Annotated in this window: 26 protein-coding genes and 9 pseudogenes; 16 read left to right on the forward strand and 19 right to left on the reverse strand. The window is 59.1% G+C overall.

The window, feature by feature from the left end:
- Window positions 1-45: 45 nt before the first annotated feature.
- Window positions 46-665: pseudogene (locus AC3FKG_RS11430) on the reverse strand (IS630 family transposase); the annotation flags it as partial.
- Window positions 666-794: 129 nt separating this feature from the next.
- A complete protein-coding gene (locus tag AC3FKG_RS11435) occupies window positions 795-998 on the reverse strand; it encodes a cold-shock protein (RefSeq protein WP_010812830.1) in 204 nt (67 codons plus the stop codon).
- 668 nt (window positions 999-1,666) lie between these two features.
- On the opposite strand from AC3FKG_RS11435, the gene AC3FKG_RS11440 reads away from it, so the two are divergent.
- From AC3FKG_RS11440 to AC3FKG_RS11465, 6 genes are all read left to right on the forward strand, one after another.
- Window positions 1,667-2,398, forward strand: a complete 732-nt coding sequence (locus tag AC3FKG_RS11440; protein ID WP_488743123.1) for a S1 family peptidase — start codon at window positions 1,667-1,669, stop codon at window positions 2,396-2,398.
- A 461-nt stretch (window positions 2,399-2,859) separates the two neighbouring features.
- Window positions 2,860-3,135 carry an isochorismatase gene (locus AC3FKG_RS11445; RefSeq protein ID WP_488743124.1) on the forward strand — a complete coding sequence of 92 codons (276 nt, stop codon included), beginning with the start codon at window positions 2,860-2,862 and terminating at the stop codon, window positions 3,133-3,135.
- A gap of 17 nt (window positions 3,136-3,152) precedes the next feature.
- A complete protein-coding gene (gene infA / locus AC3FKG_RS11450; RefSeq protein ID WP_488678797.1) occupies window positions 3,153-3,374 on the forward strand; it encodes a translation initiation factor IF-1 in 222 nt (73 codons plus the stop codon).
- Window positions 3,375-3,571: 197 nt separating this feature from the next.
- Complete coding sequence (locus AC3FKG_RS11455) at window positions 3,572-3,784, forward strand: hypothetical protein (RefSeq protein WP_488743125.1); 213 nt, start codon at window positions 3,572-3,574, stop codon at window positions 3,782-3,784.
- Window positions 3,785-4,648: 864 nt separating this feature from the next.
- Window positions 4,649-4,879 carry a hypothetical protein gene (locus tag AC3FKG_RS11460; protein WP_488743126.1) on the forward strand — a complete coding sequence of 77 codons (231 nt, stop codon included), beginning with the start codon at window positions 4,649-4,651 and terminating at the stop codon, window positions 4,877-4,879.
- A 173-nt stretch (window positions 4,880-5,052) separates the two neighbouring features.
- Window positions 5,053-5,337 (forward strand): hypothetical protein, encoded by a 285-nt coding sequence (locus AC3FKG_RS11465; RefSeq protein ID WP_488743127.1) that lies wholly within the window; start codon window positions 5,053-5,055, stop codon window positions 5,335-5,337.
- A 131-nt stretch (window positions 5,338-5,468) separates the two neighbouring features.
- Here AC3FKG_RS11465 and AC3FKG_RS11470 read toward each other — a convergent pair whose 3' ends face one another.
- The 4 genes from AC3FKG_RS11470 to AC3FKG_RS11485 all read right to left on the reverse strand — a co-directional run bounded on the left by AC3FKG_RS11470 (window position 5,469) and on the right by AC3FKG_RS11485 (window position 7,424).
- Window positions 5,469-5,711: a hypothetical protein gene (locus AC3FKG_RS11470; protein ID WP_488743128.1), complete on the reverse strand. Its 243-nt coding sequence runs from the start codon at window positions 5,709-5,711 to the stop codon at window positions 5,469-5,471.
- Between the two features lie 49 nt (window positions 5,712-5,760).
- A complete protein-coding gene (locus AC3FKG_RS11475) occupies window positions 5,761-6,030 on the reverse strand; it encodes a GTP cyclohydrolase (RefSeq protein WP_488743129.1) in 270 nt (89 codons plus the stop codon).
- Window positions 6,031-6,278: 248 nt separating this feature from the next.
- Complete coding sequence (locus AC3FKG_RS11480; protein ID WP_488743130.1) at window positions 6,279-6,797, reverse strand: hypothetical protein; 519 nt, start codon at window positions 6,795-6,797, stop codon at window positions 6,279-6,281.
- Window positions 6,798-7,118: 321 nt separating this feature from the next.
- Window positions 7,119-7,424: a hypothetical protein gene (locus AC3FKG_RS11485; RefSeq protein WP_488743131.1), complete on the reverse strand. Its 306-nt coding sequence runs from the start codon at window positions 7,422-7,424 to the stop codon at window positions 7,119-7,121.
- Between the two features lie 313 nt (window positions 7,425-7,737).
- Here AC3FKG_RS11485 and AC3FKG_RS11490 point away from each other — a divergent pair, with 313 nt between their 5' ends.
- Window positions 7,738-8,595, forward strand: a complete 858-nt coding sequence (locus AC3FKG_RS11490; RefSeq protein WP_488743132.1) for a transglutaminase-like domain-containing protein — start codon at window positions 7,738-7,740, stop codon at window positions 8,593-8,595.
- A 6-nt stretch (window positions 8,596-8,601) separates the two neighbouring features.
- Here the strand turns inward: AC3FKG_RS11490 and AC3FKG_RS11495 are convergent, their stop codons facing one another.
- The 6 genes and pseudogenes from AC3FKG_RS11495 to AC3FKG_RS11520 form a co-directional block, all read right to left on the reverse strand.
- Window positions 8,602-8,919: a hypothetical protein gene (locus AC3FKG_RS11495; RefSeq protein ID WP_488743133.1), complete on the reverse strand. Its 318-nt coding sequence runs from the start codon at window positions 8,917-8,919 to the stop codon at window positions 8,602-8,604.
- Between the two features lie 478 nt (window positions 8,920-9,397).
- Window positions 9,398-9,628 carry a DUF2188 domain-containing protein gene (locus tag AC3FKG_RS11500; protein WP_488743134.1) on the reverse strand — a complete coding sequence of 77 codons (231 nt, stop codon included), beginning with the start codon at window positions 9,626-9,628 and terminating at the stop codon, window positions 9,398-9,400.
- A 164-nt stretch (window positions 9,629-9,792) separates the two neighbouring features.
- Window positions 9,793-10,095, reverse strand: a pseudogene (locus tag AC3FKG_RS11505) (transposase domain-containing protein); the annotation flags it as partial.
- A 9-nt stretch (window positions 10,096-10,104) separates the two neighbouring features.
- A pseudogene (gene tnpB / locus AC3FKG_RS11510) lies at window positions 10,105-10,341 on the reverse strand (IS66 family insertion sequence element accessory protein TnpB); the annotation flags it as partial.
- A gap of 159 nt (window positions 10,342-10,500) precedes the next feature.
- Window positions 10,501-10,902: an IS66-like element accessory protein TnpA gene (tnpA, locus tag AC3FKG_RS11515; RefSeq protein ID WP_488743135.1), complete on the reverse strand. Its 402-nt coding sequence runs from the start codon at window positions 10,900-10,902 to the stop codon at window positions 10,501-10,503.
- A 4-nt stretch (window positions 10,903-10,906) separates the two neighbouring features.
- Window positions 10,907-11,104, reverse strand: a pseudogene (locus AC3FKG_RS11520) (hypothetical protein); the annotation flags it as partial.
- 1,465 nt (window positions 11,105-12,569) lie between these two features.
- On the opposite strand from AC3FKG_RS11520, the gene AC3FKG_RS11525 reads away from it, so the two are divergent.
- Entirely contained in the window at window positions 12,570-13,106 is a 537-nt protein-coding gene (locus AC3FKG_RS11525) for a dihydrofolate reductase family protein (protein ID WP_276098661.1), read from the forward strand.
- Between the two features lie 215 nt (window positions 13,107-13,321).
- Here the strand turns inward: AC3FKG_RS11525 and AC3FKG_RS11530 are convergent.
- Window positions 13,322-13,528, reverse strand: a pseudogene (locus tag AC3FKG_RS11530) (transposase domain-containing protein); the annotation flags it as partial.
- A gap of 22 nt (window positions 13,529-13,550) precedes the next feature.
- On the opposite strand from AC3FKG_RS11530, the pseudogene AC3FKG_RS11535 reads away from it, so the two are divergent.
- Window positions 13,551-13,753 (forward strand): annotated as a pseudogene (locus tag AC3FKG_RS11535) (transposase domain-containing protein); the annotation flags it as partial.
- Window positions 13,754-13,852: 99 nt separating this feature from the next.
- On the opposite strand, the pseudogene AC3FKG_RS11540 reads toward AC3FKG_RS11535, so the two are convergent.
- Both AC3FKG_RS11540 and AC3FKG_RS11545 read right to left on the reverse strand, forming a co-directional pair.
- A pseudogene (locus tag AC3FKG_RS11540) lies at window positions 13,853-14,034 on the reverse strand (IS66 family transposase); the annotation flags it as partial.
- Between the two features lie 657 nt (window positions 14,035-14,691).
- Window positions 14,692-15,411 (reverse strand): Crp/Fnr family transcriptional regulator, encoded by a 720-nt coding sequence (locus tag AC3FKG_RS11545; RefSeq protein WP_488743136.1) that lies wholly within the window; start codon window positions 15,409-15,411, stop codon window positions 14,692-14,694.
- 290 nt (window positions 15,412-15,701) lie between these two features.
- Here AC3FKG_RS11545 and AC3FKG_RS11550 point away from each other — a divergent pair, with 290 nt between their 5' ends.
- From AC3FKG_RS11550 to AC3FKG_RS11570, 5 genes are all read left to right on the forward strand, one after another.
- Window positions 15,702-15,986: a hypothetical protein gene (locus AC3FKG_RS11550; protein WP_488743137.1), complete on the forward strand. Its 285-nt coding sequence runs from the start codon at window positions 15,702-15,704 to the stop codon at window positions 15,984-15,986.
- 457 nt (window positions 15,987-16,443) lie between these two features.
- The gene (locus AC3FKG_RS11555; protein WP_488743138.1) at window positions 16,444-16,728 is read left to right on the forward strand and encodes a hypothetical protein; all 285 of its coding nucleotides are present in this window, start codon (window positions 16,444-16,446) and stop codon (window positions 16,726-16,728) included.
- Between the two features lie 140 nt (window positions 16,729-16,868).
- Complete coding sequence (locus AC3FKG_RS11560; protein ID WP_488743223.1) at window positions 16,869-18,008, forward strand: zinc-binding metallopeptidase family protein; 1,140 nt, start codon at window positions 16,869-16,871, stop codon at window positions 18,006-18,008.
- Entirely contained in the window at window positions 18,005-18,895 is an 891-nt protein-coding gene (locus AC3FKG_RS11565; protein WP_488743139.1) for a transglutaminase-like domain-containing protein, read from the forward strand. Before AC3FKG_RS11560 ends, AC3FKG_RS11565 begins: the two co-directional genes overlap by 4 nt.
- A gap of 770 nt (window positions 18,896-19,665) precedes the next feature.
- On the forward strand, window positions 19,666-19,914 hold the full coding sequence (locus tag AC3FKG_RS11570) for a hypothetical protein (protein WP_488743140.1): 249 nt from the start codon (window positions 19,666-19,668) through the stop codon (window positions 19,912-19,914).
- A gap of 455 nt (window positions 19,915-20,369) precedes the next feature.
- Here the strand turns inward: AC3FKG_RS11570 and AC3FKG_RS11575 are convergent, their stop codons facing one another.
- The 4 genes and pseudogenes from AC3FKG_RS11575 to AC3FKG_RS11590 form a co-directional block, all read right to left on the reverse strand.
- Window positions 20,370-20,846, reverse strand: a complete 477-nt coding sequence (locus tag AC3FKG_RS11575) for a DUF1622 domain-containing protein (RefSeq protein WP_488743141.1) — start codon at window positions 20,844-20,846, stop codon at window positions 20,370-20,372.
- Window positions 20,847-20,881: 35 nt separating this feature from the next.
- Window positions 20,882-21,241: a COG4315 family predicted lipoprotein gene (locus AC3FKG_RS11580; RefSeq protein ID WP_488743142.1), complete on the reverse strand. Its 360-nt coding sequence runs from the start codon at window positions 21,239-21,241 to the stop codon at window positions 20,882-20,884.
- A gap of 708 nt (window positions 21,242-21,949) precedes the next feature.
- Window positions 21,950-22,432 (reverse strand): annotated as a pseudogene (locus AC3FKG_RS11585) (RsbRD N-terminal domain-containing protein); the annotation flags it as partial.
- Window positions 22,433-22,501: 69 nt separating this feature from the next.
- Window positions 22,502-22,588 (reverse strand): annotated as a pseudogene (locus AC3FKG_RS11590) (DUF2188 domain-containing protein); the annotation flags it as partial.
- Between the two features lie 1,459 nt (window positions 22,589-24,047).
- Between AC3FKG_RS11590 and AC3FKG_RS11595 the strand changes: the two are divergent.
- The gene (locus tag AC3FKG_RS11595) at window positions 24,048-24,287 is read left to right on the forward strand and encodes a hypothetical protein (protein ID WP_488743143.1); all 240 of its coding nucleotides are present in this window, start codon (window positions 24,048-24,050) and stop codon (window positions 24,285-24,287) included.
- Between the two features lie 1,067 nt (window positions 24,288-25,354).
- On the forward strand, window positions 25,355-25,573 hold the full coding sequence (locus AC3FKG_RS11600; protein WP_488743144.1) for a DUF2188 domain-containing protein: 219 nt from the start codon (window positions 25,355-25,357) through the stop codon (window positions 25,571-25,573).
- Window positions 25,574-25,594 lie beyond the last annotated feature (21 nt).

The raw sequence follows: 25,594 nt of genomic DNA on the forward strand, positions 1-25,594 counted from the left end.
ACCAGAAGAATCGCACCGGATGCGGCGCGTTGGATCGGCGTACTTCTATTTCAGCGGAGCGGCCAGCTTGTTGTACTGACGGATGGAGCGCATGAGCATTTTGTCGAGGTCCTTCGTACTGGTGAACACGCACGCGTGATGACGTCACGCTGGATACGGGCAAACCAGTTCTAGACCTGATTCAGCCACGATGAGTACGTGGGGGGTTGCGTCATGACGCTCGGATGGTCAGCCAGAAACGCTTGAACAGCATTAGTCTTGTGGCTGCTCACGTTGTCGCAGATCACGTGAATCTCTTGCCCGGCACGCTGCGTCGATACCACCTCGGCGAGGAACGCGACGAACCGGGCGCTAATGGGGCGTGGCGCGGTCTTGCCGAGCACATCGCCGGTGGCGACGTTCAATGCGGCAAACAGGCTCAGGGTGCCGTTGCGCCTGTATTCGAAGCCATGGCTCTCGGCGCGTCCGGGCGACCGCGGCAGCATCCGGTCCTTGCGATGGAGCGCCTGAATCGCGGTCTTCTCATCCACTCAGAACACCACTGCATGCGCCGGCGGGTTCAGGTACAGGCCGATGACATCAGCGGCTTTGGCCTCAAAGTCGGGATTGTTGGACACCATGTGGGTATCGAGCCGATGTGGTCGAATGTCGTGCTTGCGCCAGATGGCGATCGTGGAGTTTCGGAGGGAGCCTCCGACTTCAAGACCTGTTCCCGACCCATCACGGTGAACCCATAAAGGAAAAGCCCCACCGGCTTTCCCGGCGGGGCTTCTTGCGTACCGTAGACGGTCGACTTAGATCGGTTCGATCTTGGTCGCGGCCGGACCCTTCTGGCCTACACCAGCCACATAGCGCACTTTCTGGCCTTCCTGAAGCGACTTGAACCCGTTCCCCTGAATTTCGGAGAAATGGGCGAACAGGTCATTTCCGCCTGCATCAGGCGTAATGAAGCCAAAACCCTTTGAATCGTTAAACCACTTTACAGTACCGGTTTCCATGTGAGGACTCCCTAAAAACTCTCGCCTAGCCAAAAAAGCGAGCGAGGCATGACGATCAAGGAGGAAACATGGAGAGAAAGTGGCGCCGCCGGGGCGTGTACCTAACGCTTCGAGGTTACGCTTGAAGATCCTGCACTAATTCTTATACAGGCATGCCGCATGATGGTCAATGAAGATCTCGCGGCAATCGAAGCGTACTTACCAGGGCAATACGCTGAAGACGTCCGCGAAAGGGTGCAGGATTGTTCCGCGATGCGTGCTACAGTGGGATCCCTCCAGCACAAGAGATCGGTATGTTACTCTGCGCAAACTGTCTTGCAGTGGCGCGTGCCTCCTCCAATGCCCCTGGACATCTGGCGTTGCACATCATCGATACACGACGAAGTAAGATTCCTCGATCTGCCACGGTCACTATCAGCACATTCCGCTGCTCCGACTGTGGCGCGATCTGGCGCTACCGCGAAGCAAAGGACAACGGTCCACAAGGCTGGTCGCGGGTGTTGAGCGAAGAGACAGGCGAAGGTAGCGCCTTGAACGCAAGTCTGTAGTGGATGGGTGCCAACACCAGCACGATTTTTTCATGCAAGGACGGCGATCGAATTGGCAGTCACTGAACCCCGGCGCATTCCAACGATGTTGTTGAGCAAGCAGGGAGTAACCACCGAATCATGATCGAATCGATCCTGCTGGCCGTCACGCGCGTTGCCACATTCGAGGATCAACAAGCAAAGACAAACGCCACTGGCTTTTTCTTCAAGCGAGGGCAGCGTCTGTTCGTTGTGACAAGCCGGCATGTGCTGATCGACGAGCCGACCAAGCACTTTCCAGACCGGATCGAGATAGAGCTGCATGTCAATCCGGACAACGTGGCAGAGTCCATCGGCTTCTCAATTCCACTGTATCGCGACGGCAAGAGTGTCTGGCGCGACGGGATTGATGGTGGCGGCGGCATCGACGTGGCCGTGGTTGAACTCGACCGCACCGCTCTGCCGTCGAGTATGGTCTACCGGGCCTTTACACCGGCCCACCTCTACCGGCCACGTGACCTCATCGAAGCAGGCACTCCGGTGCTGATCGTCGGCTTCCCGCTGGGCTTCCATGACACGCTTCATCATTTGCCAGTCGTGCGCCAGGCAGTCATTTCATCCTCGTTCGGCATGCGCTTTCAGGGCCATGGCTACTTCCTGACCGATGCGAGGACGCATCGCGGCACGAGTGGAGCACCGGTGGTCATGCGCATGCCCAGGACCGATGCATCCACGCGAGCGCTGCCGTGGATGCTGCTCGGCACCCATTCGGCGAGACTGGACGTGGGCTCCCGGGACTTTGAACTGGACGAAGCCCTGGGCTTGAATTCCGCCTGGTATGCCGACATCCTGCTGCCTCTGACCGAGGCATGATCCGGTAAGGTGATCGGGCTTGATGGATCCTGCATTCCATGGAATCGCCCCGGAGCTGCAGTACCTGCCCGGACAGCCCACCCGGCAGGAAATCTCCGGAAGTGGTACTATTCGCCACCGTCGACAGTCGTCGATGTCAAATTCGCCGTCCGCCAAACATCATCATTAGAAGAGTATCGGCGGCAGCACGGGTGTACACCCGAACCTTTCGCGGCAACAAACAGCCGCAATCATTTCCGACCCGCGGCACGTCCGCTCCGTAACCAGCACGCATGTACCAGGCGTGCTGGGTAGCGCAAGCACGGTCAATCCCACGCCAGTTTCCCCGCCTGCGATGATGCGCAGGATGCGACACTGACTTTCTGCAATGGCAACCGATCACCGGGCACGCGCGTAACTCCCCCGCATGGGAACGCAGGACACGCCCGCCGGGATCGAGCGCCGTCCGAACAGGCAACAATTTGAATCCCGGCATTACTCCGTTCACCGTTTCCGTTTACCCCATCCAACAAGAGCCTGGCGTCTGGTTCGCGAACTACATGATCTCCGAGTACAAGGACGGCTCTGAACGAATCGTCGCGAACGTCTCGATGCGCCATGCCACGCACAATACCGAAGCCAAGGCCAGGCAAGCCGCCCGCCACGCAGGGGAAAGCGCAGTGGCGCACATACGCTTGCAACCGTCCCCGCATCGGCAAGCTACAACCCCTTCCACGTCATCGCGTGGCATTCACTGAAACAGAAAGGAGCATCCTTGGCTAAAGAAGAACTGGTGGAATTTGGCGGAAAGGTTTCGGAAGTCCTCCCGGATAACCGCTTTCGCGTCACCTTGGAGAATGGCTTTGAGGTTTGGGCATATTCGTCCGGGCGGCTTAAGAAGAATCGCATACGTATTCTTGCGGGGGATCGCGTCACGCTCGAAATGTCGCCATATGATCTGACAAAGGGTCGCATAAACTATCGTCACAAGTCCTGAGCGAATCCGGCGTTTCCGCGCTCCCGAAATAGCGACCACTGTTGACGCCACCTTGGAATGGGGTCATCTTCCTCTTCATCCAGGCCCGAACGAGAGCACAACCTTTGGCCCCACATAGCACTCCCATCCACGAAGCAACAATACACGGCGCAAGCCAATAAGATCCGAGGTGCAAGATGCAGCGAGACAAGTCTTTGTTGGACAGAATCCTCCTGGCGCTACGCGCCGAGGTCCAGGCCTCGATGACCGATCTTCAGCTTGGCAAGGCCCTCGGCAATGTCGAGCCGTCCAGGCTATCCCACCATCTCCTGCTCCTGCAGGACCATGGACTGGTGGAGAAGACCCCAAATATAGCGTGGCGCCTGACGTGGAACGGCCACGACCGAGCAGACGCCAGCCTGACACGTTAACCTGCTGGCACCAGGCAGCTACGCATTCGCGAACGCGCACATTGCCTTAAACCATCGACCAGCCACGTCGGCTGGAACCCGTTCGCAAGGCTGCCTGCCGCGGGTACCGAAGTGTTCCCTCGATGCTCCGCGCACTCCATAGCACAGGCGCTCCTGAGCGGCCCTCCTTACACGACAGCGTCATTTCGATCCGAGTGCGCAGAGCAACATCACCCCGCCCTGGGTCTGACCGCTTACAGATTCGAGCGATAGAGTTTCATTGACTACGGTGGGAAAGCTCCGTATAACTGATTGTGCAGGATCTTCAAGCAGTCATGCTACTCGCATTGACTCGTCCGCCTCTACGGAGCGCGCGTCTTCAATGCCGTCTCCTTGATCTTCTCGCTGCGCCGCACTTATTGAGGCGTGGATTGCCGCAAGACAACCACGGAGACGAGTACATCCCTGATCCGGAATACCTGGAGCGCGGTAGCCCCGTGCATAGCAACGCGAAGCGCGCGAATCCACGCATCAGCCAGCATTGGTTAGCCTGCTTCTCTTCTCTCCAGCCATCTCTCACCCGGGATAGCTGAACCGCTGACCGTAGAGAAAAGCCTTTCATTTATGGAGGGAAGCGTTTGTTGGCAATCTACTTCTCCAGTTTTATCTTATTTGTCCTCTCGCAGTTATTTGGGTGGTACCAACGACGAAGCGAAATGCCGAGCAGAACGCTCCATTGGCTGAGTGCGGTCACCTACTCCACCTCATTACTGGTGATGGTATGTGCCGTTGCAAAGATGGTCATAATAAACTAAGACATACGCTGGTTGACGAGCGCCAACCATGCGGGCACGAATGAGTTGGCTGTGCCAGGAATATCGAGGCATGTACATACATGTCGCGGCATTCGAGGCTTCCCGCGATTCTATTCGCACGGGCGCTCCTGGGCCGAAATGGGGTTATATGATGGCCATCCGCTATACAGCGGACAGGGACGATCGAATGTTTTGTGAATCATTCGACGAAGAGGATGATTACTACACGCGCACGGCGGCGGAGCAGGCAGCCGTCCACTATGGAAAGTTCGCTGTCGATATTATTCATGGCTTGGCTTGAGGCGCAGCCGTGTATCGCCTTGGAGAGGCACAAGCCGATTCCATGAGTTGTTCCGCTGCGACTCAGAAAAGACATAAAGTAAGGCCACCGTGGATAGTCTCAAATCTTGATGGAATACCCGAACGACGTTCCGAAAAGCGACGTACAGGAACCTACCCATACTTGGAGTGACGATGGACAACTATCCTGCAGCAAACTACAAGGGCTTTGATATCTACCCGTTGGTCTACAAATTCGACGCACCTCGAAAATGGCACGAGCGCCGGCCAGACCGCTCATACAGTGCGTCCGTGGTCATCTGCCGGGAAGGTGAACCACCTGGCGGCACAAGCGCGCGCGTGTTCCACGTTCCAGATATGCACTGGTCTGACCTAGGGTTAGCGAAGCGTGCGGCCACGCAACACGGCGAACACATTATCGAAGGCCAAGTCGCAGGTGAGTCGCTAGCCGGTCTTTGATCGAAAACGCTTAAACCCTTCTTCAGAATAAAACTTCCCCCCTACAGACGCATACCCCTGACGAAAAACAGGAGTGCGGCCTATGCCCGCAAAGAGGCGCGTTTCAGGTGGATTGCTTCAGCCGAAGCTCGCTACTTTCCTTCGTCCGGCACGTTGTACATCTCGCGTAGCTGGCTAGCGAACGGGCGGATCGCCTCCAGGCATGCGGCGCTGCTGCCGCCCTCCATGGTTGACAGATTCCAATTGCAGCCTCCGACATCCGCGGCATGCCAGAACACGTCGCCAAAGCAAGTGCCCTCGCATTCAGAGAATTTTTCCTGTTCCGCACGAAGCATGGCGCGCAGTTCGGCCTTGTTCTTGAGCTGTCTTGACATGGTGCCTCCCCTTTCTCTTTCGATCTGAGCCTGTGACACGGCCGACGGGCTACCTCGCCTTGACGAACGTCGACATGCCGTCGATCGCGTCCCTGGCTGACGACAAGGCCAACGCGATGGCAGCATGCGGCGCGCTTGCGAAATGCTGGATCATGGGTGGCAACTGTCTGCGAGAACCCATTCCAGTACTAACTTGTGTGATCGTTACGGTAGCGAGGAAGCGCGGCTGAACCAAATCGCCGCCGGGGACTGCACCGGGTGCGTGACGCACCCGCGCAGATACCCGGAAGCCTTTGTAGATTGCGTTGTTCTGAGACATGTTGGTCTCCTTTCATCACCGAGCATACGCGCCTATGCCGGGACGTGTCCGATTTTTGGCGACAAGGTTAGCAATGTCATCGCGAGCCTCTGCCTCTCCGTAGTCAAACGCTGCATCGATGCCCAACCATAGGCACCCAGCAATTTGACCGTCAAACTTCCTGGAGGCAGTTCGGGCTCCCCCTCTCGTTCAGGCCGCGTAACGTACGTTTCCGGGAGCGCATCGACACGGTCGACCCGACGCGGCAGTCATAGCCATCTGAAATTCGGCATCAGATCGCTATGCTCGTCGACCCCGACGCCGCCCAGTTCGTTGATGAGCTGCTTCAGGGCTTCCTTCGATCGCGAATCGCAACTGACGGTCATCAGCAATTGGCCCGGTGCAAGATGCGCATTCTGCCGCCACAGTGCAAGGCGACCGATCTTGCCGCCGACCAATCCGCAGACCCACCATCCGATCATGGCGCCAAGCATGACAGCACCAACATACGCAACGGCAGTGGCACTGGCGCCGGCGGAAACGCCGTATCTGAAGATGACAAGCGCGCCGACGATCGCGCCGACGAAGATTCCTGTGATCGCCGCCTCTTCCCGGTACGTGGTCTGACCGACGTCGATCCTCGGCAATCCGTCGACGGGCTGATTGTCGCGCTGGACAAACCACGGCCCTGCGACGAGTGCCGGGGTGCCGGCCAGATCGCCCAGTCGCGCTTGTGCCAGTCGCGCGGCAGCCTTGTCTCTCAGACTGAAATACAGCAGCGTACGCATGAAATTACCTCACGCAATCTCAGTTTCCATTTCCGGCGAGCCGGCGGATGCTTGCTTGATGACTGCGGCCCATGCTCCTGATGGCCCTGGTGCGGGTGCAGGACGGTGACCGCAGGTCTGGCCAGCCTTCGTTGACAGCACGATCCCAGTCAATCAGCAGCGTAATTGCCTGATGCCACCGGGACGCTGCCAATCGCATGACTCCGAATCGCTGGTTTTTTCCCTTCGGCGGCCTGCCCACCTGGCGGTCTCGTAGAAGGCGTGTGACATGTATGGTCCGGTAAGTGGTCTCTGCAGATTCTTTCGGCACGATATCTTCCTTCATCGCTTGCCAGGCTGGCTTAGCGACAGCAGTGTTGAAAAATTGTCACCGTCGCGGGCACTGATCTTCCATTGCCAACGGGTAATCATTTCCACCCATATCGCATTGCTGGAAATTGTTACGGCATCGTCATCACGATGAAAGGTTGGCTCCGCCAGTCTGAAACGCGGAAGAGCCTTTGCAACCGGTCTTGCGGAGAAGCGTCTCCCTCGCCAGACATCGGTTGCATCGATCCCGGCGAAAGACTGACTGACTTGACTACTGGGGGACTGAGCGAACGGCGGTCGCCGCGCGGCATCTTGCATGAATTTTCCAGGGATCCCCGTGAGTGACTTCAGGAGTCACCAGCCCTAAGACGTCATCGAGGGGGAAGGCCCGGGAACGAGTGATAGGCGAACCAGAAGCGCATGGCTACTGAAAACGCTCTGCCTATCAGTATAGGGGGGCGATGCACACCGTCCTAACCCGCTTACAAATTGATCAGGCAGGCGCTGCGCCGCACCTCGGTGCCCGCTGACGCGGACCTGCCGTCGGCTTCCGGCGCTACACTGAGATTATGGCCAGAGCCGTTCACGCGGCCGGCACCGTCTCCGCCCCCATGTCGACACAAGGTCAGCAATGAACCGTCTTCGGTACTCGGTAAACCTGTCCTATGAGATCCTGGATCCTACAGGAGACTTTCTGTTGATTGTCGAAGCTGCGAAGACCGCAAGACAGTCCGTTGTCTCAGAGCGTCTGGCGCTCACGCCACCGGTTGACGCCGCTCGCTACACGGATCCACTCTGCAACCGCCTGCTCAGGATACGTGCGAACAAGGGCCCGCTGGCCATCCGCTATGAAGCTGTGGTGGACATCGATCATCGCCTGGACGATGGTATGTCACTCACGGAGGTACCCGTCGCCGAACTCCCCTTCGAGGTCCTTTCGTACCTCGCGCCGAGCCGGTATTGCGAATCCGACCGCATGATGGAGTTCGCCATGCGCGAGTTTGGCGGCATGCGCCCCGGCTATTCGCGCGTGTATGCGATTCGGGAGTGGGTGCGCAACCATGTGCGCTTTCTTTCGCGATCCACCAATGAGCGCACCTCGGCGATCGATACGATTGTCGAGCGCACCGGCGTATGCCGGGATTTTTCCCACCTGATGATCGCGATCTGCCGCGCCCTGAGTATTCCCGCCCGTATGTCCAGCAGCGTGGACTATGGCGCAGATCCCGCCATGGGCGCGCCGGACTTTCACGCGGTGGTCGAGGTGTTCCTGTCGGGCGGATGGTACCTGCTCGACCCCTCGGGGGTATCCATTCCGACTGGCCTGCTGCGCATCGGCACCGGCCGCGATGCCGCCGATATTCCGTTTGCCGCCATATTCGGCAAGGTCGAATCGAAGCGGCCCTTTATCGAAATCCAGCCAATGGCCGACTCGGCTGCCGGGATTGGCCTGCCGCTCGCAACGACAAGCGCCATCTCCACCTGGTAAGCGGCATCAGCGCGCCTCGCCTTTCATCCCCTCGATTTCCATGGCGGCATTCCAATCCTCGTATGCCGCAATCGGTTCCATGGCGTCGTCGACAAACGATGCCGCACGTTCCGCGGCAGCCGACGGCCCCAGAAGAACATCTTCCCTGCCACCGTCCTCGGTCTTCGGAGGCAGCAACATGTCTTCGAGCATTCCGCGTAGTTCCGGGGTATCCCATGGCTTGCCAAGCCTCATTTTTCTGTTCCGATAGTGGCGAACCTCCGAGTCTTGCTCGGCGGTAAGTGGCAGGCCTCGGAATGCAGGGCCTGTGTCAGCGTGGATCATGGTGTGCCTCCCTCATCGGTCGGCATTCGTTGAATTCAGAGGTATCGCCCTGCGGTGATTTTGCGCCTTGCCGGGGAAGCTTACGGCTTCCTCTTGTCGAGACCGTCGTTCCGAACCCGCGACTGAATCTTGCTGAACGGGGTTGCCGGAACGGAAGGCTTCCTGGGTTGCTTCGGCTTTTTCGCTTCACGGTTGCCGCGTAGTTGGCTTTTTGCCATGAGAAATTCCTGCTCCATTGCTTGCCGGTTGGCAACCCCAGCATACGCGCTTAGTCTTCGGCAAAGGGAATTATTTCGTCCAACCCATATCTTCGTATGGCTCCAGGCGTGAGGGTCCCTGTCCCTGGAGTCGCGACCGGACCCTTCCGCCTCGCGTTGCTCGCGCCCCAGCGCGGATGCGGGCGAGTCATCGGCCGATCCTGCTAGTGGACAGGACTGCGCCATGGAGGCGGCGCGGCTCACCCACAGGATCCGCGTCGTCATGATTGGCAGTGCTTCACAGGATCGAAGGAATTGCGCTCACGGATCCGGCCATCACGGTCATGGATGAAGAGCTCGACTCTGTCCTGCTTCGCCGCGTCCGTGCCAGCAGCGATTGCCTCGGCTTCCGTTGGGAACAGGACGGTGGCACCGTTCGGGCCTTCCACGGTTACAGCCCAGCCTCGATCGTGATCCGGCATGACGTGGATATTTCGAGAAGTCATGATCATCCCCGGCTGCTTGCTCTGTACAGCCAGTCTGGCGCAGATAATTGTGTTTCCGCAATCAGTCACGGTCCCACGACGGGAAGCGCACATCTGTCCGAGCTTGCGTCAGCGGAGATCAGACGCGCACATGCTCATGACCATTCGGCAGGTCAGTCAGAGCCGCAGCGCGCCTCGAGAGCCGTCGTGCCTTCGTTGGCCTGCAGATCCTCAAGGCGCAATTCCAGTTGCTCGATCTGGCGATCGATCTTCTCGGACTTGCGCCCGAACTGCATTCGCTGGAGCTTGGCGATCCACAGCTTCAGGCTCTCTATTTCCAGCGCTCGGTCCGAGAGAGTCCTCTGAAGCGTCGCGACGCTGTCGCGCAGATCTTCCAGGTCGCTGTCACGCTCGCGCGGCGCCGCTTCGCGCGCGAGCAGGAGCGCCTTCAAGGCGTCGATGTCGTCCGGAAGCGAAGCGTCGCTGGAGTTCATGCAGGCAGTTTACGCGCCCGCATCTCCCCTCACGTGCGTTGTCACAGACTTTTGCAAAGCACTGCAAGGACGGGCGGCATCGATGGGCTGCCGCCAATCGAATCCCTTCAGCAGTAGGCCAAGTTGCGCGCTCGTCAAAGCTACTACCCCACCTTCGGCGCGCGGCCATGCGAAGCGCCCCCATTCCAGCCGTTTGGCAAACAAGCACAGTCCGCCATCGCGCCAATACAGGCACTTGAGCAGATCGCCACGTTTGCCTCAGCATCGCTACGCCGCGGCGGATGTCGAAATGATGCGACGTGGCCTGGACAAGGCAGCTATCCAAGGAACCACGGCCCATCGGTTTCAACCGAAGGATGCCGTCCTAAGTCTGCTTGAGAGACTGTAGCTCTTCCGGCGGTCCCATCATTGGCTCAGGCATTGCACCACCGTGCGCAGGACTTCCGGATCGGACCGGCCTTCAATGCTCACTTGTCCCTTGGCCAGTTGCAACCGTATGACTCCGGTGGGCGATGCTTCCGGCTGATCACATTGGTTCCCTGCAGGAGGCACCTCGACCGATCCTTCGACTGCGGGTGCCTCAACCATGACGGGCAACAGCAGTGGGTCGTTCACAACCTTAGGCGGGCCGAAATCGCCTGCTCTATACATGCGACGCCAGCGAAAGACCATGTTCACGTTCAGGCCGTGTTCCAGCGCTAGCTTTGAAAAAGACACGCCTGGCACGCACGCAGCTTCTGCCAGCCTACGTTTGAGTTCAAGCGGGGGATTGCGGCTCCCGTGCAGGCGACCGCCCCGTTTTGCCACAGACTCATGAGAAACCAGACTGAGGGCGGTTGGGTTCAGGGGCCACCGCCACGGGATTGAGTTGGAAGCCGAGCGCGGCGGCGCGGCGTTTGAGCGCGGCGATGCTGCGCTGGCGCTGCTGTTCCTCGTAGCGCTGCTGGCCTTGATCGACGAAGGCCTCGCCGCGGGTCAGCATGAAGTAGACCATGCGCGCCAGCTTGTGCTTCGGCCGCGCTGATCGATACTCGATCAGCGTTTGCTACTCCCAGAGGATCCGCCGCCGGAGGAGCAGAAGCTCCGAGTGGCTGTGGCGCATATAGCGAAGTGCAAGCAGAGCTAGTCCAACGTCTCCATCATGGAGTTTTGCTTCTCTTACGCGCCCAATCTGCTCGCGGACTCGGCTGCGCGACTCGGCAATATGGCTGTCGAGTCTTGTTAGGCGTTCGGACTGGAGCCATTTAAGGAGTAACTGCATTCGAGGCCTCCCTCGCGCTAGAAGGAACTGGTTAATTTGATTCTAGCGTAGGCACGTGACTGTCTGTTCGGCACTGGCGCATTTCGGACGAAGCTGGGTTATCCAACCCGGCGCCGACGGTCGCTCAGCTCCTCCCGGCTTGGCGCGGCCCCGATCACGACTGCAACCACTGCTTCGGACCGTACCACCCAATCTCCGATAGCAGAGCCATACTTGCCCTCACGAGCCGGCGGCTTCGCGCTACCGTCTCACGGACACTGTTCTGATGCAGCTTCCAGCGCCTATGCGGCGCAGTGTTATCGAGCAACAATGCAGAGAGGTGGTCCCGTAAGCGTGTGTGTTTCATTGCCGGACACCTCACCTAAAACGTTGATGTTGCCAATCTCTGCCGCCTCTGGCATGGATGACTATCGGGTTCTGCCCGACATGCGATGTGTCGTTGGGCGCACGTTGCTAGGCAGGCCGCCAGGCAGTTATCTCAGCCAGCCCGTCTTCCGGCAGGCAACCAATTCCCTTCAGCGAGACGTCTATGCAACGTCCTATTCTTAGGGGGGGATTCAGTCGGGAGAAGTCATGTGCTTGACGTTAAGACGGAGCTTCGGGATCTCGAAATGAGCACCCGGCATATCACGGAGGGACGCCAACGGATTCGCCGCCAGATTGCCCTTGTGCGAGAGCTGCGCGCGGACGGTCATGAGGTCACCATGGCACTCCAGCTCTTGGACGCTCTGCGAGGCTCAGTGTCTGCCCAGCGAGAGTATCGAGCGCTGATCGTGAAGGTGCTAAATGACCATTCCAGACTACGGCTTGGTGTTGCACTAGCCGAGGGGGCGTTCGAGCCTGCGCCCAGGCGGAGATAACACAGACTCCACCGGGGGAGCCTAGCGAATCACTCCGCCCATCGATTCTCCAGTACTGAGCGTGCCCATACGGTCTACTCGGACGCGGCGACATTGCTGACGACACCAGCGTCTTTACCATCTGGCGTGCTCTGTTGAGAAGCGTCGCCTTGGCCCCTTACGGTAACCATCCTGATCACTAGCGGATTCTGACATAGGTCCCCCGTCTGTCGTTCGGTGGGGAACTTCAACGTCTAGACGGTACTGGGCGGACGCTTACCTCGTGACCGTTGTAGCTTGAGATCCGCCGTCGGGACGGCGACGGGCCGAATGGCCGAAAGGGGTCGGGAAGCGACAACTCACAGGCACTAACAATGATTACTGGACACGTCTTTATTGCTACCAGCCTTGACGGCTTTATCGCCCGACCCGATGGCGACATCGGATGGCTTCTGGAGCGGGATGACCCGGCCGAAGACCATGGCTATCCGGACTTCATCGCCGACAAGGACACGATCGTCATGGGCCGGGGTTGCTACGAGAAAGTCCTCACCATGGGCGAATGGGCTTACGACAAGCCCGTGCTGGTGCTGTCCCGAAAGCTGGCAGGCACGCCAGTGCCAGAAACGCTCCAGGGAAAGGTGCGCTTCTCGGATCGCACGCCCGCGGATACGATGTCGCAACTGGAGGCCACGGGAGTACGTCGTGTGTACGTCGATGGCGGTCAGTTGGTCCAGTCATTCCTGCGCGATGGACTGATCGCCGACCTGGTCGTCACCACCGTGCCGGTCTTGATCGGGACCGGCAGACCTTTGTTCGGCGCCCTGCTGCACGACGTAAGTCTGGCGCTCGAATCGAGCCGGCACTTTCCATCAGGCCTGGTGCAGTCGACTTATCGCGTACTGCGCTGACTTGCGTCTCCGCAGATAAGGACCTGAGTTAATCGTCAAGGGGACGAGCTGCTACCGGCCAGGAAACGCCATTCGACTCCATGGACGCGCGGACACTCGACCATCACCTTCACACAGGTAAGCGGCCCTTGGCCAGTCGAAGCGCTAGAATCAACTTAACAGTTCCTTCGTAAGCGGTTATTTGACAGCGTCTTGCAGCCCGAGTCGGCTTGATGTTAGACGGCCATCGACGACGGCATGAGGTTCCAAGGAAGTAGGGCCTCGTAGTCGTCGGCGGTCACTGCCAGAGGCAGAGCTTTGAACACCGCAACGAGATATGGATACGGATCGACCTTGTGGGCCTTGCAAGTTTCCACCAGGGAATACAAGTTGGCCGATGCGTTGGCGCCAGCCACGGTGTCGCAGAACAGCCAGCCGGCCCTGTTATGAAAGCCCTTTCATAAAAGATCGAACTGGCTGTTCGCGGGTTCGCTGCGCGCTGGCCAGCGCGCAGCCGCAGTCATGAGTCTGATCCAGTCGGCGAAGCTCAATGGCATGACCCCTACGCCTACCTGAAAGACGTGCTTACGCGACTGCCAACCCAGAAGACCGCCGACATCGCGGAGCTCCTGCCACATCGCTGGACTGCCTCCGTCCTCCGTGAGTAGCCCCGTCAAGACGGGTTCACCGGGCGCTTACGAGCGTCCGACCGTCAACACCTTTTAGGCTTCGCTCTAGCGAAGCTGATCAGCCACGGCCCATGGCAGTCATTCGCTGACACGATTGAAGGGGTGCTCGGCAATGCGAGCAATGACATGTCACAGGTAAGCTCGGGATCGAGACCGTTAGTTTGGCTGTCGCAACAAGCGTATAGATTGCGGCGGCGCCGCGCTCACCACCACTACTGCAGCCGAAGTGCAGGAAGTTTCTTCCGGCCGAGAGCAACGGCTCACCGTGCGCGCTCCTGCACGAAAGTGCCGCAAACCTGTGCTATGCCATGGCAGTGGGGGGTGAAACTGCGCCGTGTGTAACCCCGGATGGCCATGCCAAACGTGATTGCGCGCCTGCCGAGGGGGCACTACGTAGCCCTTTTCGTTGGACACTGCAAACGGCTACGATGAAGTCTTCCCGGCGCGCATTGCGTCAGCGCAGCAAATGGGCATGTTCTATAAGGACGACGTTGAAGTCTGGGGTGCACTGCCAACCATGCCACAGCCCATTAGAAGTGGTGTCGACTGCGCGAGGGGACCTCGCGTTGTTTCGAGGACCGGTTCCGGCCAGATGATGGGCCAGACGTTTGCGCGGACACTTGAACGACAGCTCTGCCCCCTCTGTCCCTACACCGGCCCCTTCTTGTCCGGGTCATGTCAGTCGGATAGCCCGACCGAAGCGAGAATTCGTAGCCCTCGCGCCGCAGGTGCTCCGACGCATAAGCCGAGCTTTCAGCATTAGCTCACTGCATTCCATCCATATACGAAGTGAAACATGTAGACTCCACGTCGCGCAAGCCAACGCCGTGACTAAGGCAAACTACAGCGCAAGCACGTGCTACTCGCTCTTCGAATCGGAGCGGCGCGTCGAAATCAGGAGAGCGCTTTCGAATCCCTCAGATCGCCTGCAAGTTGGGAAGGAGGCGGTCGAACTCGTGCTTGACAACGGTGTAGCACTCGCACACGCGAGCCTCCAGTCCAGGCCGGTCCAGCACGTCGATGCAACCGTGGTGATAGTGAATCAGGCCAGCCTCTTGCAATTTCAGCGCTGCCTCGGTCACGCCCGCCCTTCGCACGCCCAGCATGTTGGCAATCAGCTCTTGCGTCATGCGAAGCTTGTTGGTGGGTAAACGGTCCAGGCTCAGCAGGAGCCAGCGGCAAAGCTGCTGGTCAATGGAGTGATGCCGGTTACAGACAGCGGTCTGTGCCATTTGTGTAATCAGTGCCTGCGTATAGCGCAGGAGCAGCCGTTGCATTGGCCCGCCACGGTTGAATTCCGCTTTCATTGCGGTACGGTCGAGCATAAAGCCCGCTCCCGCACTCTGCACAATCGCGCGGCTCGGCATGGTTTCTCCGCCCATGAAGAGGGCGATTCCGACGACGCCTTCATTTCCCACGATGGCGATCTCGGCCGACGAGCCGTTCTCCATGACATACAGCAACGACACGATCGACGTGGTGGGGAAAAAAGCATAGTCCAGGCGGTCGCCTGACTCGTAGATGGCTCGGCCCAGCGGAAGGTCAACGGGCATAAGTTTTACTGCCAGACGGGACCAGTCCGCATCTGGCAGAACGGACAAGAGATGGTTCCCTCGCAAGGCTTCCAAGGGCAGCATATCTCGCTTCCTTTGGCGATCGCGGTCGATGGCAAAACGGGAGACAGGCCAAAGACATCCAAGCAGCGCATTCCAATATATACCTTCCATCCGAAGGGATGGGTGCGTCACGCGCCCCTTGGAGATGCAAAGTGGCCGATCGGATCCTTCGCACACGCAAATATTGCACAACTTGCACGATAGCGTACCGACATGTCGCAGATGAGCTCCTAATGTGAGTTCGTCGTTTCTGTCCTGCGAGCGTGCGCGGAAGTCGAGCACATGGGTGCGCAGGAGATATGGGGGGTTATATGGCTAGCCAGCTCACAGGTCACAGCGTGATTCTCTTTCCGGCATTGGATGGCGGATGGTGTTTTGCCGAGGTCGATGGCGCATCGGTCTATCGCTTTGGCCCCTTCGATTCCCATCAGGTTGCCGACGAGCTGGTTTCGGTCTTGTTTCCCGAAGTTCCCAGGATCGAACTCAGCGGTTCATCTGAAGTCCTGGACGACAGCGCACTGATGCTCCGCGGGAGCGCGGAGTGGCTGACAAACAGCACGTGCTCGTCAGTCCGGGTTTCCCGTACAAAATCGTGATCGAAAGATCCTCCAATGAGGCATGTGATGCGCATCGAAGAGGTAGAGGTTCGCTGCAGCGGGCTTTCCAGCCAGTGGGCGAAGCAGGCGGAGCGAGCGTATCAGCGCGGTCGCGGCGTTACTGATCCCGTTAAGCCAGGCGTCAGATGGTGAAAACCCCCGGGCGTGGGCGCGACGGCTGCACGACGTTGCGAGCGGTCAGAAGTTTTCGGATGAAGCATGCGCGGCGTTCTGTCAGCAATGGCTTCGCACCAGCGAACCCACGCTGGAAAATCTGTATGCCTTTGTCTATGGGATTGCCGAAGCCACCTGGTAGAGGGTTCCGCAACGCGCGGTAGCGACGAACGACTTCAACGCTGCGGCTGTTCGCCGCGCGCCTGACGTATTGCAGTTCAAGCAATCCTGCGTGCCAGGGCGCAAAGGCGTACAGTGAGAGAACCGTCCAACGGAGATGACAATGGACAATTCGCCGAGCGCCAACTACAAGGGTTTCGACCTTTATCCGCTGGTCTACCGCTATGATCCGCCCCGCGAGTGGCATGAGCGGCGGCCTGACCGCTCCTATAGCGCCTCCGTCGTAATCTGTCGCGAAGGCGAGGAACCAGCCGCTGGGAGCGGGAAGGTCTTTTCCCTGGTCGCGGAACAATGGGAAAGCCTGGGCCTCGCGAAGCGGGCGGCGGTCAGAACGGGAGAGCAAATCATCGATGGCCTGGTCCCCGGTCAGAGCATGGCAGGTCTCTAGTATTTTCAGCGGGTCCCCTACTGGTCCTGCGTTGTTTTGACTTCGCAACCTGCACATCAGGACGACCCTGCGGCGTTTCCGGAACGCCGGCAGTAACCGGGGGGCCGACAAATACTTTGAACGACCTGCCTCTGCCCTCCGTGAGAGCCGCCCACGCCGTCGCGACCCCTCGCGCGTATCAGTGCACGTGCGGACAGCAAGTCTTCTTCCGGAACAACCGCTGCCTAGCATGCGAAGCCCCGCTCGGCTATGCGCCATCGTTGGGGTGCTTGTATCCCTTGCAAGCAGGGACGGAACCAGACACCTGGCGCATCGTCAACAATGACGCGGCAAGCGCGCTGCTGTACCGCCGCTGTGGCAACTTCACCACCGCCGCGTCCTGCAACTGGCTGATCGAGCCCGACGACGACACGGGGTGTACGAGCTTGTGTAAGGCCTGCCGGCTCAACCGTACCATTCCGGACTTGTCCTGCAGCGAGAATTTTCCGCTGTGGAAGAACTTGGAAAGAGCCAAGCGCAGGCTGGTGTCACAGCTCATCGGGCTTGGCTTGCCGGTCAAATCCAAGGTAACGGAAGACCGCGACAGGGGACTTGCCTACGACTTCCTGCGTCGGTTCCCCGGACAACCGCGTGTGCTGACGGGACACACGTGCGGGATTATCACCATCGACCTGGAAGAGGCCGATGACGTGTTTCGCGAGCGCGCCCGCGTCGCGATGCACGAGCCTTACCGCACGCTGCTCGGTCACTTCCGCCACGAGGTCGGCCACTACTACTGGTGGCGGCTGATCGTGGGAAGCAACTGGCAGGGTGCCTGCCGGCGCATCTTTGGCGACGACCGGAAGGACTACGCGGCGGCACTGAAGAACAGCTATCAACATGGCCCGCCGGCCGATTGGGCGCAGCATTTCGTCAGCGCCTATGCGAGTGTCCATCCATTCGAGGACTGGGCGGAAAGCTGGGCGCACTATCTGCATCTTCGCGACACGCTCGATACCGCTATCAGCTTCGGCATTGCGCCGTTGCAGGTGGATGGTGAGACTGAGTCCTTCGGCGTACCTGACCTGTGGTGGGCTAAAGACCCCGACGGGAACGCGTTCCTTGAAATGCTTCACCGGTGGATCCGGATCACCGGCGTGATGAACGAGATGTCGCGCGCGATGGGCCAGCACGATTTCTATCCGTTTGTCCTGCCCCGGCGTGCCGTCGCCAAGCTGCACTTCATCCATTGTGCAGCAGCGCGCTTGCCGGATCTGCCGCAATGCAGGTGTCCGGTATGAGTACCTCCTGCTCGACCAGGGTGCGTATCGAGTTGCACATCGATCTGGCGTACCACATCGATACCCCAGGCGCCGACTTTATCTTCAATATCCATGCCGCGCACACGCAATGCCAGTTGGTGTCGTGCGAGCACCTGTGGCTGAGCCAGCCAATCGAGGCTGAAATCCAAACTGATACGCAGACGTGCAACCGCTACATGCGATTGCGCGGCCAACCTGGGGACCTGGCGGTATCGTACCGGGCCACGATCGACCTGCGGCACCATCAGGCCGATCCCGATCAGTTGCAGGAGATCCCGATCCATCGGTTGCCACTGGAGGCGTTGGCTTATATCTATCCCAGCCGCTATTGCGAGTCTGACAAATTATTGCGACTGGCGATGAAAGAGTTTGGTAGCCTCCCCCAGGGTTATCAGCGCGTACAGGCCATCATGGAATGGGTGCGGCAGCAGCTTACCTACACTGCGAACGCATCCAATGAGCGGACCTCGGCCGTCGAAACGCTGACTGAGCGTGCCGGCGTATGCCGTGATTTCTCGCACCTGATGATTGCGCTTTGCCGTGCAGTCAACATCCCGGCGCGGTTCACCACCGGCACGGATTACGGCGCGGACCCCTCGCTGGGTCCGCCCGATTTCCACGCCTATGTCGAAGTCTATGTCGGCGAACGCTGGTACATCGTCGATCCGTCCAGAACCGGCATTCCGATGGGTTTCGTGCGGATCGGCACTGGCCGCGACGCAGCCGATGTGTCGTTCGCGACGATCTTCGGCGACGTCACGCCGGTCTACGCTCCAATGGTTCATGCCATCGCGATCGACGAGCCGGCGCAAGGCTTCGTGATGCCACACCACACGAAGAAGGCCGTGTCGACTGGAGATAGATGAGCCTGGTGCTCGTTGGAACTGCGGCGTCGCACTTCCCCGACCACCAGCTTCAATGGACTAAGTTCAGTGCGGCCATTCGACCTGGCCGAAACGGACGGCTGCGAAAGCCATAATCAGTCGCGGCTTACCAAAGCCGCGGTTCCCGCGCCCTGATGTCATCCGCAACGCACTCTATGTTCGCGCGAGCGGAACTGGACACGAACGGGCTTTGTTTATGCAAGTGGGTGCAACACTCTACCGGTTGGGCCTGAACAAACGGGTGGCGGCGGCGCTCAAGAAGCGGGGCGACACACCTCAGTAACCATTCCAACCCCGCATCCGCCGTGGCTTCCCTGGCGTTGAAGGACAGCGGCGGAAGGCGTGAGCACCAGCCTCAAGACTCCCTGCAACGAGCCCGAAGCAGTTCGTCGGCATCCACTGTGTCCGCGGAACTGCGCCGGTTGTGAAGGCGACTTCTCGCAGCGGATCAAAGTCTTTGCCGCAGGCTTCTCATCCTCGCGGCTCTGCCGGCTTCCGCGACATTAAGCAGATATACTCGCCGGGAGATGATAGCGACGATCACATTGATGACACCGACGCAGCAGGCGCGGGCCACAAATTGAAGGTATCGTGCCATGGAAATTGCAACGGCTAGCGGGAGGTGACAGATGGCGAGCCCACACGAAGCTGCAACAAGACGGCGCTACGCCGTGGCAGGATTGACACCGCTTCCGATTCGTCATAGCAGAGGCGGAGCACGCCTTGTGTAACCCCACACCAAGCTTGTGAGCATGTCAAAGACGATCGCGCCCCTACCGAGCGGCCACTACTGGGCCACGCCGCACGCGCCCTTCCCGCTGGATGGGGAGAACGGCTATGACGAAGTCTTCCCTGGCGCGCACTGCGTCAGCGACGGCAAATGGGTCATCTTCGATAAGCACGGGGACGAAGTCTGGGCGTGCAATGCCATGTATGCCGCCGCCCATTTCGACTGTGCTCCCCTGCCCGGCTTTCGCGCGGACGGCCGACTGAGGGCCTGACTGTGCCGACAGACGTTCGCCCTTCCCGCTCAACATAACCTTCCCAGCAACCCATAAAAACCCGGTGCGGGTGTTCTGAAGTGGCCTCCTCGATGTGGACGCTGGTCAGAATCAGGACCGTGCAGCCCGTAAAGGCTGCATGACTCCGCAGTCTATAAGCGACTCAGCTTTGTTCTTCCTCGACGAGCACCTTGAAAAGGTTGACATAGAAAACATCTCGACCTATAGGCGATGCGCCGAACCGGGAGCCATGCCCAGGCAGGCCGACACGTGCTCCATGACTCCTAAGTGCCGATCTCCATCACACTCCGTCCTATCCCCAGCGCAACGCAATCACGGCGCATTGCCCGTTAGGGGCACAGCGGATTCTGTATCGTCAGATTCGGGAAGTCGCTGCGGCCGGCGCTTCACGGTCCGATCCAACCGGTCAACGCAACATCGCCGCCGCGGTCCGCTCATTGGGGCTGGTCTCTCTGTTCCGTCGGAAGTTCTTCGGCATGCTGCTCCAGCGCCGGCTCGTTGCTGGCCCTTTCATCCTTCATTTCCATGCTGAGGAAAAAATTGAGCGCGGTCCGGATCACGGCGATGGCGGCTAGCTTGGCGATCCGGTCCCAGGTCGGCGCGACCGAGGTGGAGAGAATGTCCGCCGCTAGTTGCAGTTCCAGTGCCAGCGTCAGGTAACGCGCGAAGGACAGGCGAATTGGCGTGAAGGCGCCGCCACGCTTGAAAACGGCGTAGCGCACAATGCCGATGACGGCGACCACCACGCCGGCGGCGATGATGAGCGCCCCAAGCGTTTCCACCAGCAGCCGAAGCCACCCGACTCCAGCCTGCACCTGCTCTTCAACGTGTTGAAACATCGAGAGCTCCTGCTTGGCGTGCACATCGGCCGACGCAAGAACCGAGCCGCAAGCCCCACCTCCAAGCGGCAAGATCGTGCCTGACCGAATTGCTTCGGCGGTACCCTCTAGGGCTTTACGATGTGCCAGACGCCTCCGAAACCGTCGCCATTCTTCTGGCCAGGCTGCTTGTCGCCGGAGAAGCGATAGAGCGGACGCCCCTTATAAGTCCACTGATGTCTGTCTTGATCGGCGGCGATGAAACCCCATTCGCCGCTCGGCTTGTCATTCGAGTCTGCGAGCGCAGCCGGCCAGTTGGCCGAGCAACTGCCGGTGCAGGCGCTCTTGCCCGGCACTGTATCCCGGTCGAAAGTATAGAGCGTCATGCCATCGCCATCAGCAACGATGCCGCTCGCAATCTTCGGCGGCTCTGCTAGCGCTGCAAGGGAGACGGTGCAGGCAAGCACGCATAGCGAGGTCTTTATCATTACCGGTCTCCTCATAAATGCGGGAACGCAATGACTAGGTTAGGGATTCGCCCGTTCCCTGACGAATTCGGCCTAGGCTCTGTACGTCATCGCCGACGGCGGAGGACCATCGCGTTGCATGCAGATTGCGTACCAAGGTTGAAGGAAGGCTTATGAGCGGGCACTATCTGCGCGAGGCGGAGATCCCGGCGAACGAAAATTAGCAAAAACGTTTCAGCTCCGAAACAACAACCTCAGACTTGGCGGATTTTTGTAAGTCCTTGATATTAGAACATTTGGACAGTTACGCGCGGATTCAGTCGACCGGATGGTCGCTCTACGCTTAAAAGCGGCAGTTGAGTCTGCAATGAGTCGAAGGGTCACTGGAGATCGGCTAAGGCCCTACGCGGGCCGGTCCAGGAGGTACAAACGGTTGCACTTGGCGTCGGGCCGCACCCGGCCATGAGCCGTCGCTCGCGAGCACGTCGTAAGGACATTCCAACGTCAATTCAGCTTCGCTGGCGGCCATTGCGCGCCGGAAGAAGGAAGCTGCTTGCTGACTCAGGCCTTCGTTGAGGCGGCTACCCACGACGCGGTAGACGCACGTCAAATGCGGTTTCGGTCTGGTCGGACCGGGTGTCGATTGTTCCGTGATGGGCTTTGGCAATCTCGCTTGCGATATACAGTCCGAGCCCGAGGCCGCGCGGGTTGTTGTCTTCCTGATCTGGGCCTCTGCTCAGCGGGAAGCATCCCGAGCAGTATATTGCGAGACTTCCACATCGAAAAAATTTACTGATTCTGCGACTGCCTGATCGATCGCTTCGTTGAACCGGACCATGTCGTCCAGATCGGCAGCGACGAACTCAAACTCGTCTATCCACAGACGCAGCACGCTGGCGAGAAGAGCTCGGTACTCGGCGACCAGTTGGTTAATGCTGAAGCCATAACGCGCCCGCATGATGGCGTGCGTCTGCGCTGCAGTTTCCGGCGCGTTGGGTAGTGTGGGGGCTCGCCCCAGTGACTTTTTGCGCTGAGCATCCTGCGTTTGCGAGGTTGATAGATCCCTGGCGATGGCCTGGAGGATTTGTGGGGCGCTGTCGCGTAGGGCGAGAGAGTTCAGGTTCCGTGCAGCCGGCAGCAACGTAGTGGCAAAGCCCTCCATTCCGCCAAAATGTGCTCCATGTCCAGCAAAATGAAGTCAGCTAGCCGCATGCCTGCTCCTGAAGAGTGCAGCCCCCCTTCCCCCTTGATGTCGCGTGGGTCGGGGCCGAATGTGTTGCGCTCTCGAATCTGGCCGTCGCGGCCATGGATGAAGAGTTCGACCTGCCGCTGCTTGGCCTTCTTTGTGCCGGAGGTAATTACCTCCGCCTGCTTGGGGAATGCTTAGCGCCCGTGCCCGCCATCAGCCACAACGGCCCAGCGGTTTCCGGGCGGTACAACATGAGCGTCTTTGCCTGGCATGACTTGTCTCCTTGGATACAGTCTCGGCGTGCTGCGGGGGGGGGGCGCTGGTATCAGGCGCCGTCCGACATGGGCGTGTGGTGCCTGAGGTATGGGGATCCGACTCGCAACAGATCGGCGACGGCTTCGCAGTCATCCCGTCGGCCAGCAGCGGCTTTCTTTTTTTTGGCGTGGCGGTGGAGGTCAAGCCAAGGTATCGCGCAATCACCGCGTGGTATCCGGAGGAACATCTGAAGGTCCAATTGCAGGAGGCCCGGTGTCACCCTTCCGACCGTTCACTCGCTCCATCAGCTCACGACTCGCCAGAACGGCTCGCTTAGTTTGCCGGATGAGCTTTTCACTCTCTAGGTCAGTCCCCCTTACGCCGCGCTTTGTTGCTTCCGTGGTGGGGGTGGAAGCGACCTTGGCAGGCTCAGCAGGCGCTGGGGACTTCTTTGATGGCTGGTATGGCACAGTCCTACTCCCGAAGTGGCGCTGATACATAGCCACCGAAGTCTGGGCACGCTTTGCCGCGAATGCAGAGAAGCGCCTCATGCTTCATCGCATGCCTAAACCCTGCTTCGATGGCCACAGCGCGCGACAAATATGAATCCTTCCTGCCGCATGCTGCGACTGCCCAATCGGCATCGCGTGCCGCTCTCACCACTACAGTTCCGATCATGTCCGGGCCTCTTGCTTTCCATCCCTACTGCCTCCGTTGTAGACGCTGGTGGGCGATTCTACTGTCGGACGCAATCATACCTTCGCCCATATATGGACTCGATGCAGGATCCTCAAAGCGCTATACAAGGGCGAATGGCCACCAACAATTGACGCTCGCCCGCAGCGTACATGTTGCGCTTTTTTTCCCAGTCGGGCGACGATTCTGAATGACTTCTGTATTTCTGAAGCTGACGCCCGAGTGGTACTGGGGCGAATGACGGTAGTGGGGTCGATTCCTGTCCCAATAGCTGGGACATTAGGTGCGCTGCGCCACAGAACTACCTCCTCGGAGGGATGGCCAATCCGGCGCTTCACCCTATATTGCCTTGGCTACAAGGCTGCGGCCTTCTTTTGACCAGGACCAACTGCCATGAAGAGAAGACTCCTGTTGGCCGCCGTTCTTACGTGTTCGTGTCAGGCTATGGCGGGATGGATAGATGGTAATGGACGCCCGGTGCCGGATAGCGACGCGCGCAAGTCCTCAGGCGATTTTGGCGTACACCTTGTGCTGACAGGCGATGCTAAGACGTTTCGGGACACGTGGAACCGCCCGGGCACGCCGACCCTCGCCACTACGAAGACTGTACAACGGGGGGAGTCGGTGAGCACCATGCTCCTTTTCGCCGGATGTAAGCCTGGTAAAGATGGGCGATGTAATGTGGACGTGAACTACCGCCTGGTCTCACCCAACGGTTCGAGCGATGACTTTGGTACGACCCCGGTCTCTCGTCGAGCGGCACCGAAGCCCGGCATCACTGAGCTCGGGGATTCCGTCGTGACATTAGAATTCAATCACGAAGAGCCCGTGGGAAGGTATGTATTTGTTGCCACCGTCACAGATCGCGTTGCCAACAAGACAATCGAAGTTTCAGCGCAGGTGACGGCCAAGGACAAATGGATTTAGTGAGAGGTCCGGAGGCACTAGCCGGTAAGGCCTGAACAAGCTGTGTGAATAGTTCACCAGGAATGGATAAAGGCGGCCATGAAGAGCCATCCGCTAGTGTCGTGGACCCGACATTCGGGTGCCGGCTCCGTTCAGCTTTCGGCCGTTCGCAGGCCGCGATGCCTGTCGCATCGGCCAATGCAAACGACCCGACCAACTTGTTGAAATGTCAGCTACCAGCCAGAAGCGATAATGCCGGCTGCGGCGGCGGCAACCTATCCCGGCGCCGTGGGGCGGACGATAATCTCGCCCACGTCAACATCGGCCGGTTGTTCGATTGCAAACGCAATCACCGGGGCAAATTTGTCCATCGAGGCGAGATTTGCGCCGTGACTTCCGGGTTGGTCACCGATTCTGCAAAGTTCGTCCGCGTGAAGCCGGGTGATATGACCGTTACGCGCAGTTTGTCTCCCTGCATCGACCGGTTGAATCCGCAGTCGGTCTCTGCCTGTCGAGGGCCACTCGCCCCGATTTCCATACGGTGCAGTTTCGCTGTGCGCTCCACACTTGGTCTGACGTCTTACGGTTACCGGCCAGCGCCAACTACGAGCATGCGGCAAAACATCTTCCCATGCGGCGCTCGCACGGGTCGAACATGGAATCCATAGGAGGGCCAAGCTGTTTGACGCTCTACCCGCGGAGAAGTCTCGGTAATTTTGGAATTTTTTTTGTAGAACGCGGCGTACCCAGAAGCGCCGTGGCCAAAGACGCAGGTCGCATACTCAGGGCCGAAATGCCCCATCTCGCCCTGATAGTGCGCTTCAGGTCAGCGGGATCCCTATGCGCCCGAACAACGAGGTGACAACGACTCCCTGGTACGACGTTTGCGTTACAAGAAAGCGGCAATCTGGCCGCGCTGGGCTACGAATGTGGCAAGCAATCGCAATCAGGTTAGACCAGGATCAGCGCGGCGGTCAACGCGAACAACAAAGCGGCCAGATGACTGCCACCAAACCGGAAGCTAATCTTTAGTTCACTGGAATGGCTTCCCAATGAGGGGGACCCCTCGCATTTTTCAGAGAATCACCATGCCAGGGGACATCCACGTTGCCCGTCACGATCGTGAATGGGAAATTGTCATCGAAGGAACCGGGGATCGAACGAGATATCAGTCACGAGAAGAAGCCGTTGCTGTCGCCACTCGACTGGCGACGTGGAGAAGAGTGAAATTGCTGATTCACGGACGCAACGACCAACTCCTAGAACGAAATATATCGGGCCGCGCTTCCAAGAACCAACGGGGATAGCTATCGGCACTTCCGCGTTGC

It is taken from the genome of Cupriavidus sp. 22TCCZM04-2, assembly GCF_057798895.1.

Bases quoted from the DNA above. Each gene is read 5' to 3' on its own strand.
- AC3FKG_RS11435 (WP_010812830.1), bottom strand. From the start codon at position 998: ATGGAAACCGGTACTGTAAAGTGGTTTAACGATTCAAAGGGTTTTGGC.
- AC3FKG_RS11440 (WP_488743123.1), top strand. From the start codon at position 1,667: ATGATCGAATCGATCCTGCTGGCCGTCACGCGCGTTGCCACATTCGAG.
- AC3FKG_RS11460 (WP_488743126.1), top strand. From the start codon at position 4,649: ATGTACATACATGTCGCGGCATTCGAGGCTTCCCGCGATTCTATTCGC.
- AC3FKG_RS11465 (WP_488743127.1), top strand. From the start codon at position 5,053: ATGGACAACTATCCTGCAGCAAACTACAAGGGCTTTGATATCTACCCG.
- AC3FKG_RS11470 (WP_488743128.1), bottom strand. From the start codon at position 5,711: ATGTCAAGACAGCTCAAGAACAAGGCCGAACTGCGCGCCATGCTTCGT.
- AC3FKG_RS11475 (WP_488743129.1), bottom strand. From the start codon at position 6,030: ATGTCTCAGAACAACGCAATCTACAAAGGCTTCCGGGTATCTGCGCGG.
- AC3FKG_RS11480 (WP_488743130.1), bottom strand. From the start codon at position 6,797: ATGCGTACGCTGCTGTATTTCAGTCTGAGAGACAAGGCTGCCGCGCGA.
- AC3FKG_RS11485 (WP_488743131.1), bottom strand. From the start codon at position 7,424: ATGCAAGATGCCGCGCGGCGACCGCCGTTCGCTCAGTCCCCCAGTAGT.
- AC3FKG_RS11490 (WP_488743132.1), top strand. From the start codon at position 7,738: ATGAACCGTCTTCGGTACTCGGTAAACCTGTCCTATGAGATCCTGGAT.
- AC3FKG_RS11495 (WP_488743133.1), bottom strand. From the start codon at position 8,919: ATGATCCACGCTGACACAGGCCCTGCATTCCGAGGCCTGCCACTTACC.
- AC3FKG_RS11500 (WP_488743134.1), bottom strand. From the start codon at position 9,628: ATGATCATGACTTCTCGAAATATCCACGTCATGCCGGATCACGATCGA.
- AC3FKG_RS11525 (WP_276098661.1), top strand. From the start codon at position 12,570: ATGATTACTGGACACGTCTTTATTGCTACCAGCCTTGACGGCTTTATC.
- AC3FKG_RS11545 (WP_488743136.1), bottom strand. From the start codon at position 15,411: ATGCTGCCCTTGGAAGCCTTGCGAGGGAACCATCTCTTGTCCGTTCTG.
- AC3FKG_RS11550 (WP_488743137.1), top strand. From the start codon at position 15,702: ATGGCTAGCCAGCTCACAGGTCACAGCGTGATTCTCTTTCCGGCATTG.
- AC3FKG_RS11555 (WP_488743138.1), top strand. From the start codon at position 16,444: ATGGACAATTCGCCGAGCGCCAACTACAAGGGTTTCGACCTTTATCCG.
- AC3FKG_RS11565 (WP_488743139.1), top strand. From the start codon at position 18,005: ATGAGTACCTCCTGCTCGACCAGGGTGCGTATCGAGTTGCACATCGAT.
- AC3FKG_RS11570 (WP_488743140.1), top strand. From the start codon at position 19,666: ATGTCAAAGACGATCGCGCCCCTACCGAGCGGCCACTACTGGGCCACG.
- AC3FKG_RS11580 (WP_488743142.1), bottom strand. From the start codon at position 21,241: ATGATAAAGACCTCGCTATGCGTGCTTGCCTGCACCGTCTCCCTTGCA.
- AC3FKG_RS11600 (WP_488743144.1), top strand. From the start codon at position 25,355: ATGCCAGGGGACATCCACGTTGCCCGTCACGATCGTGAATGGGAAATT.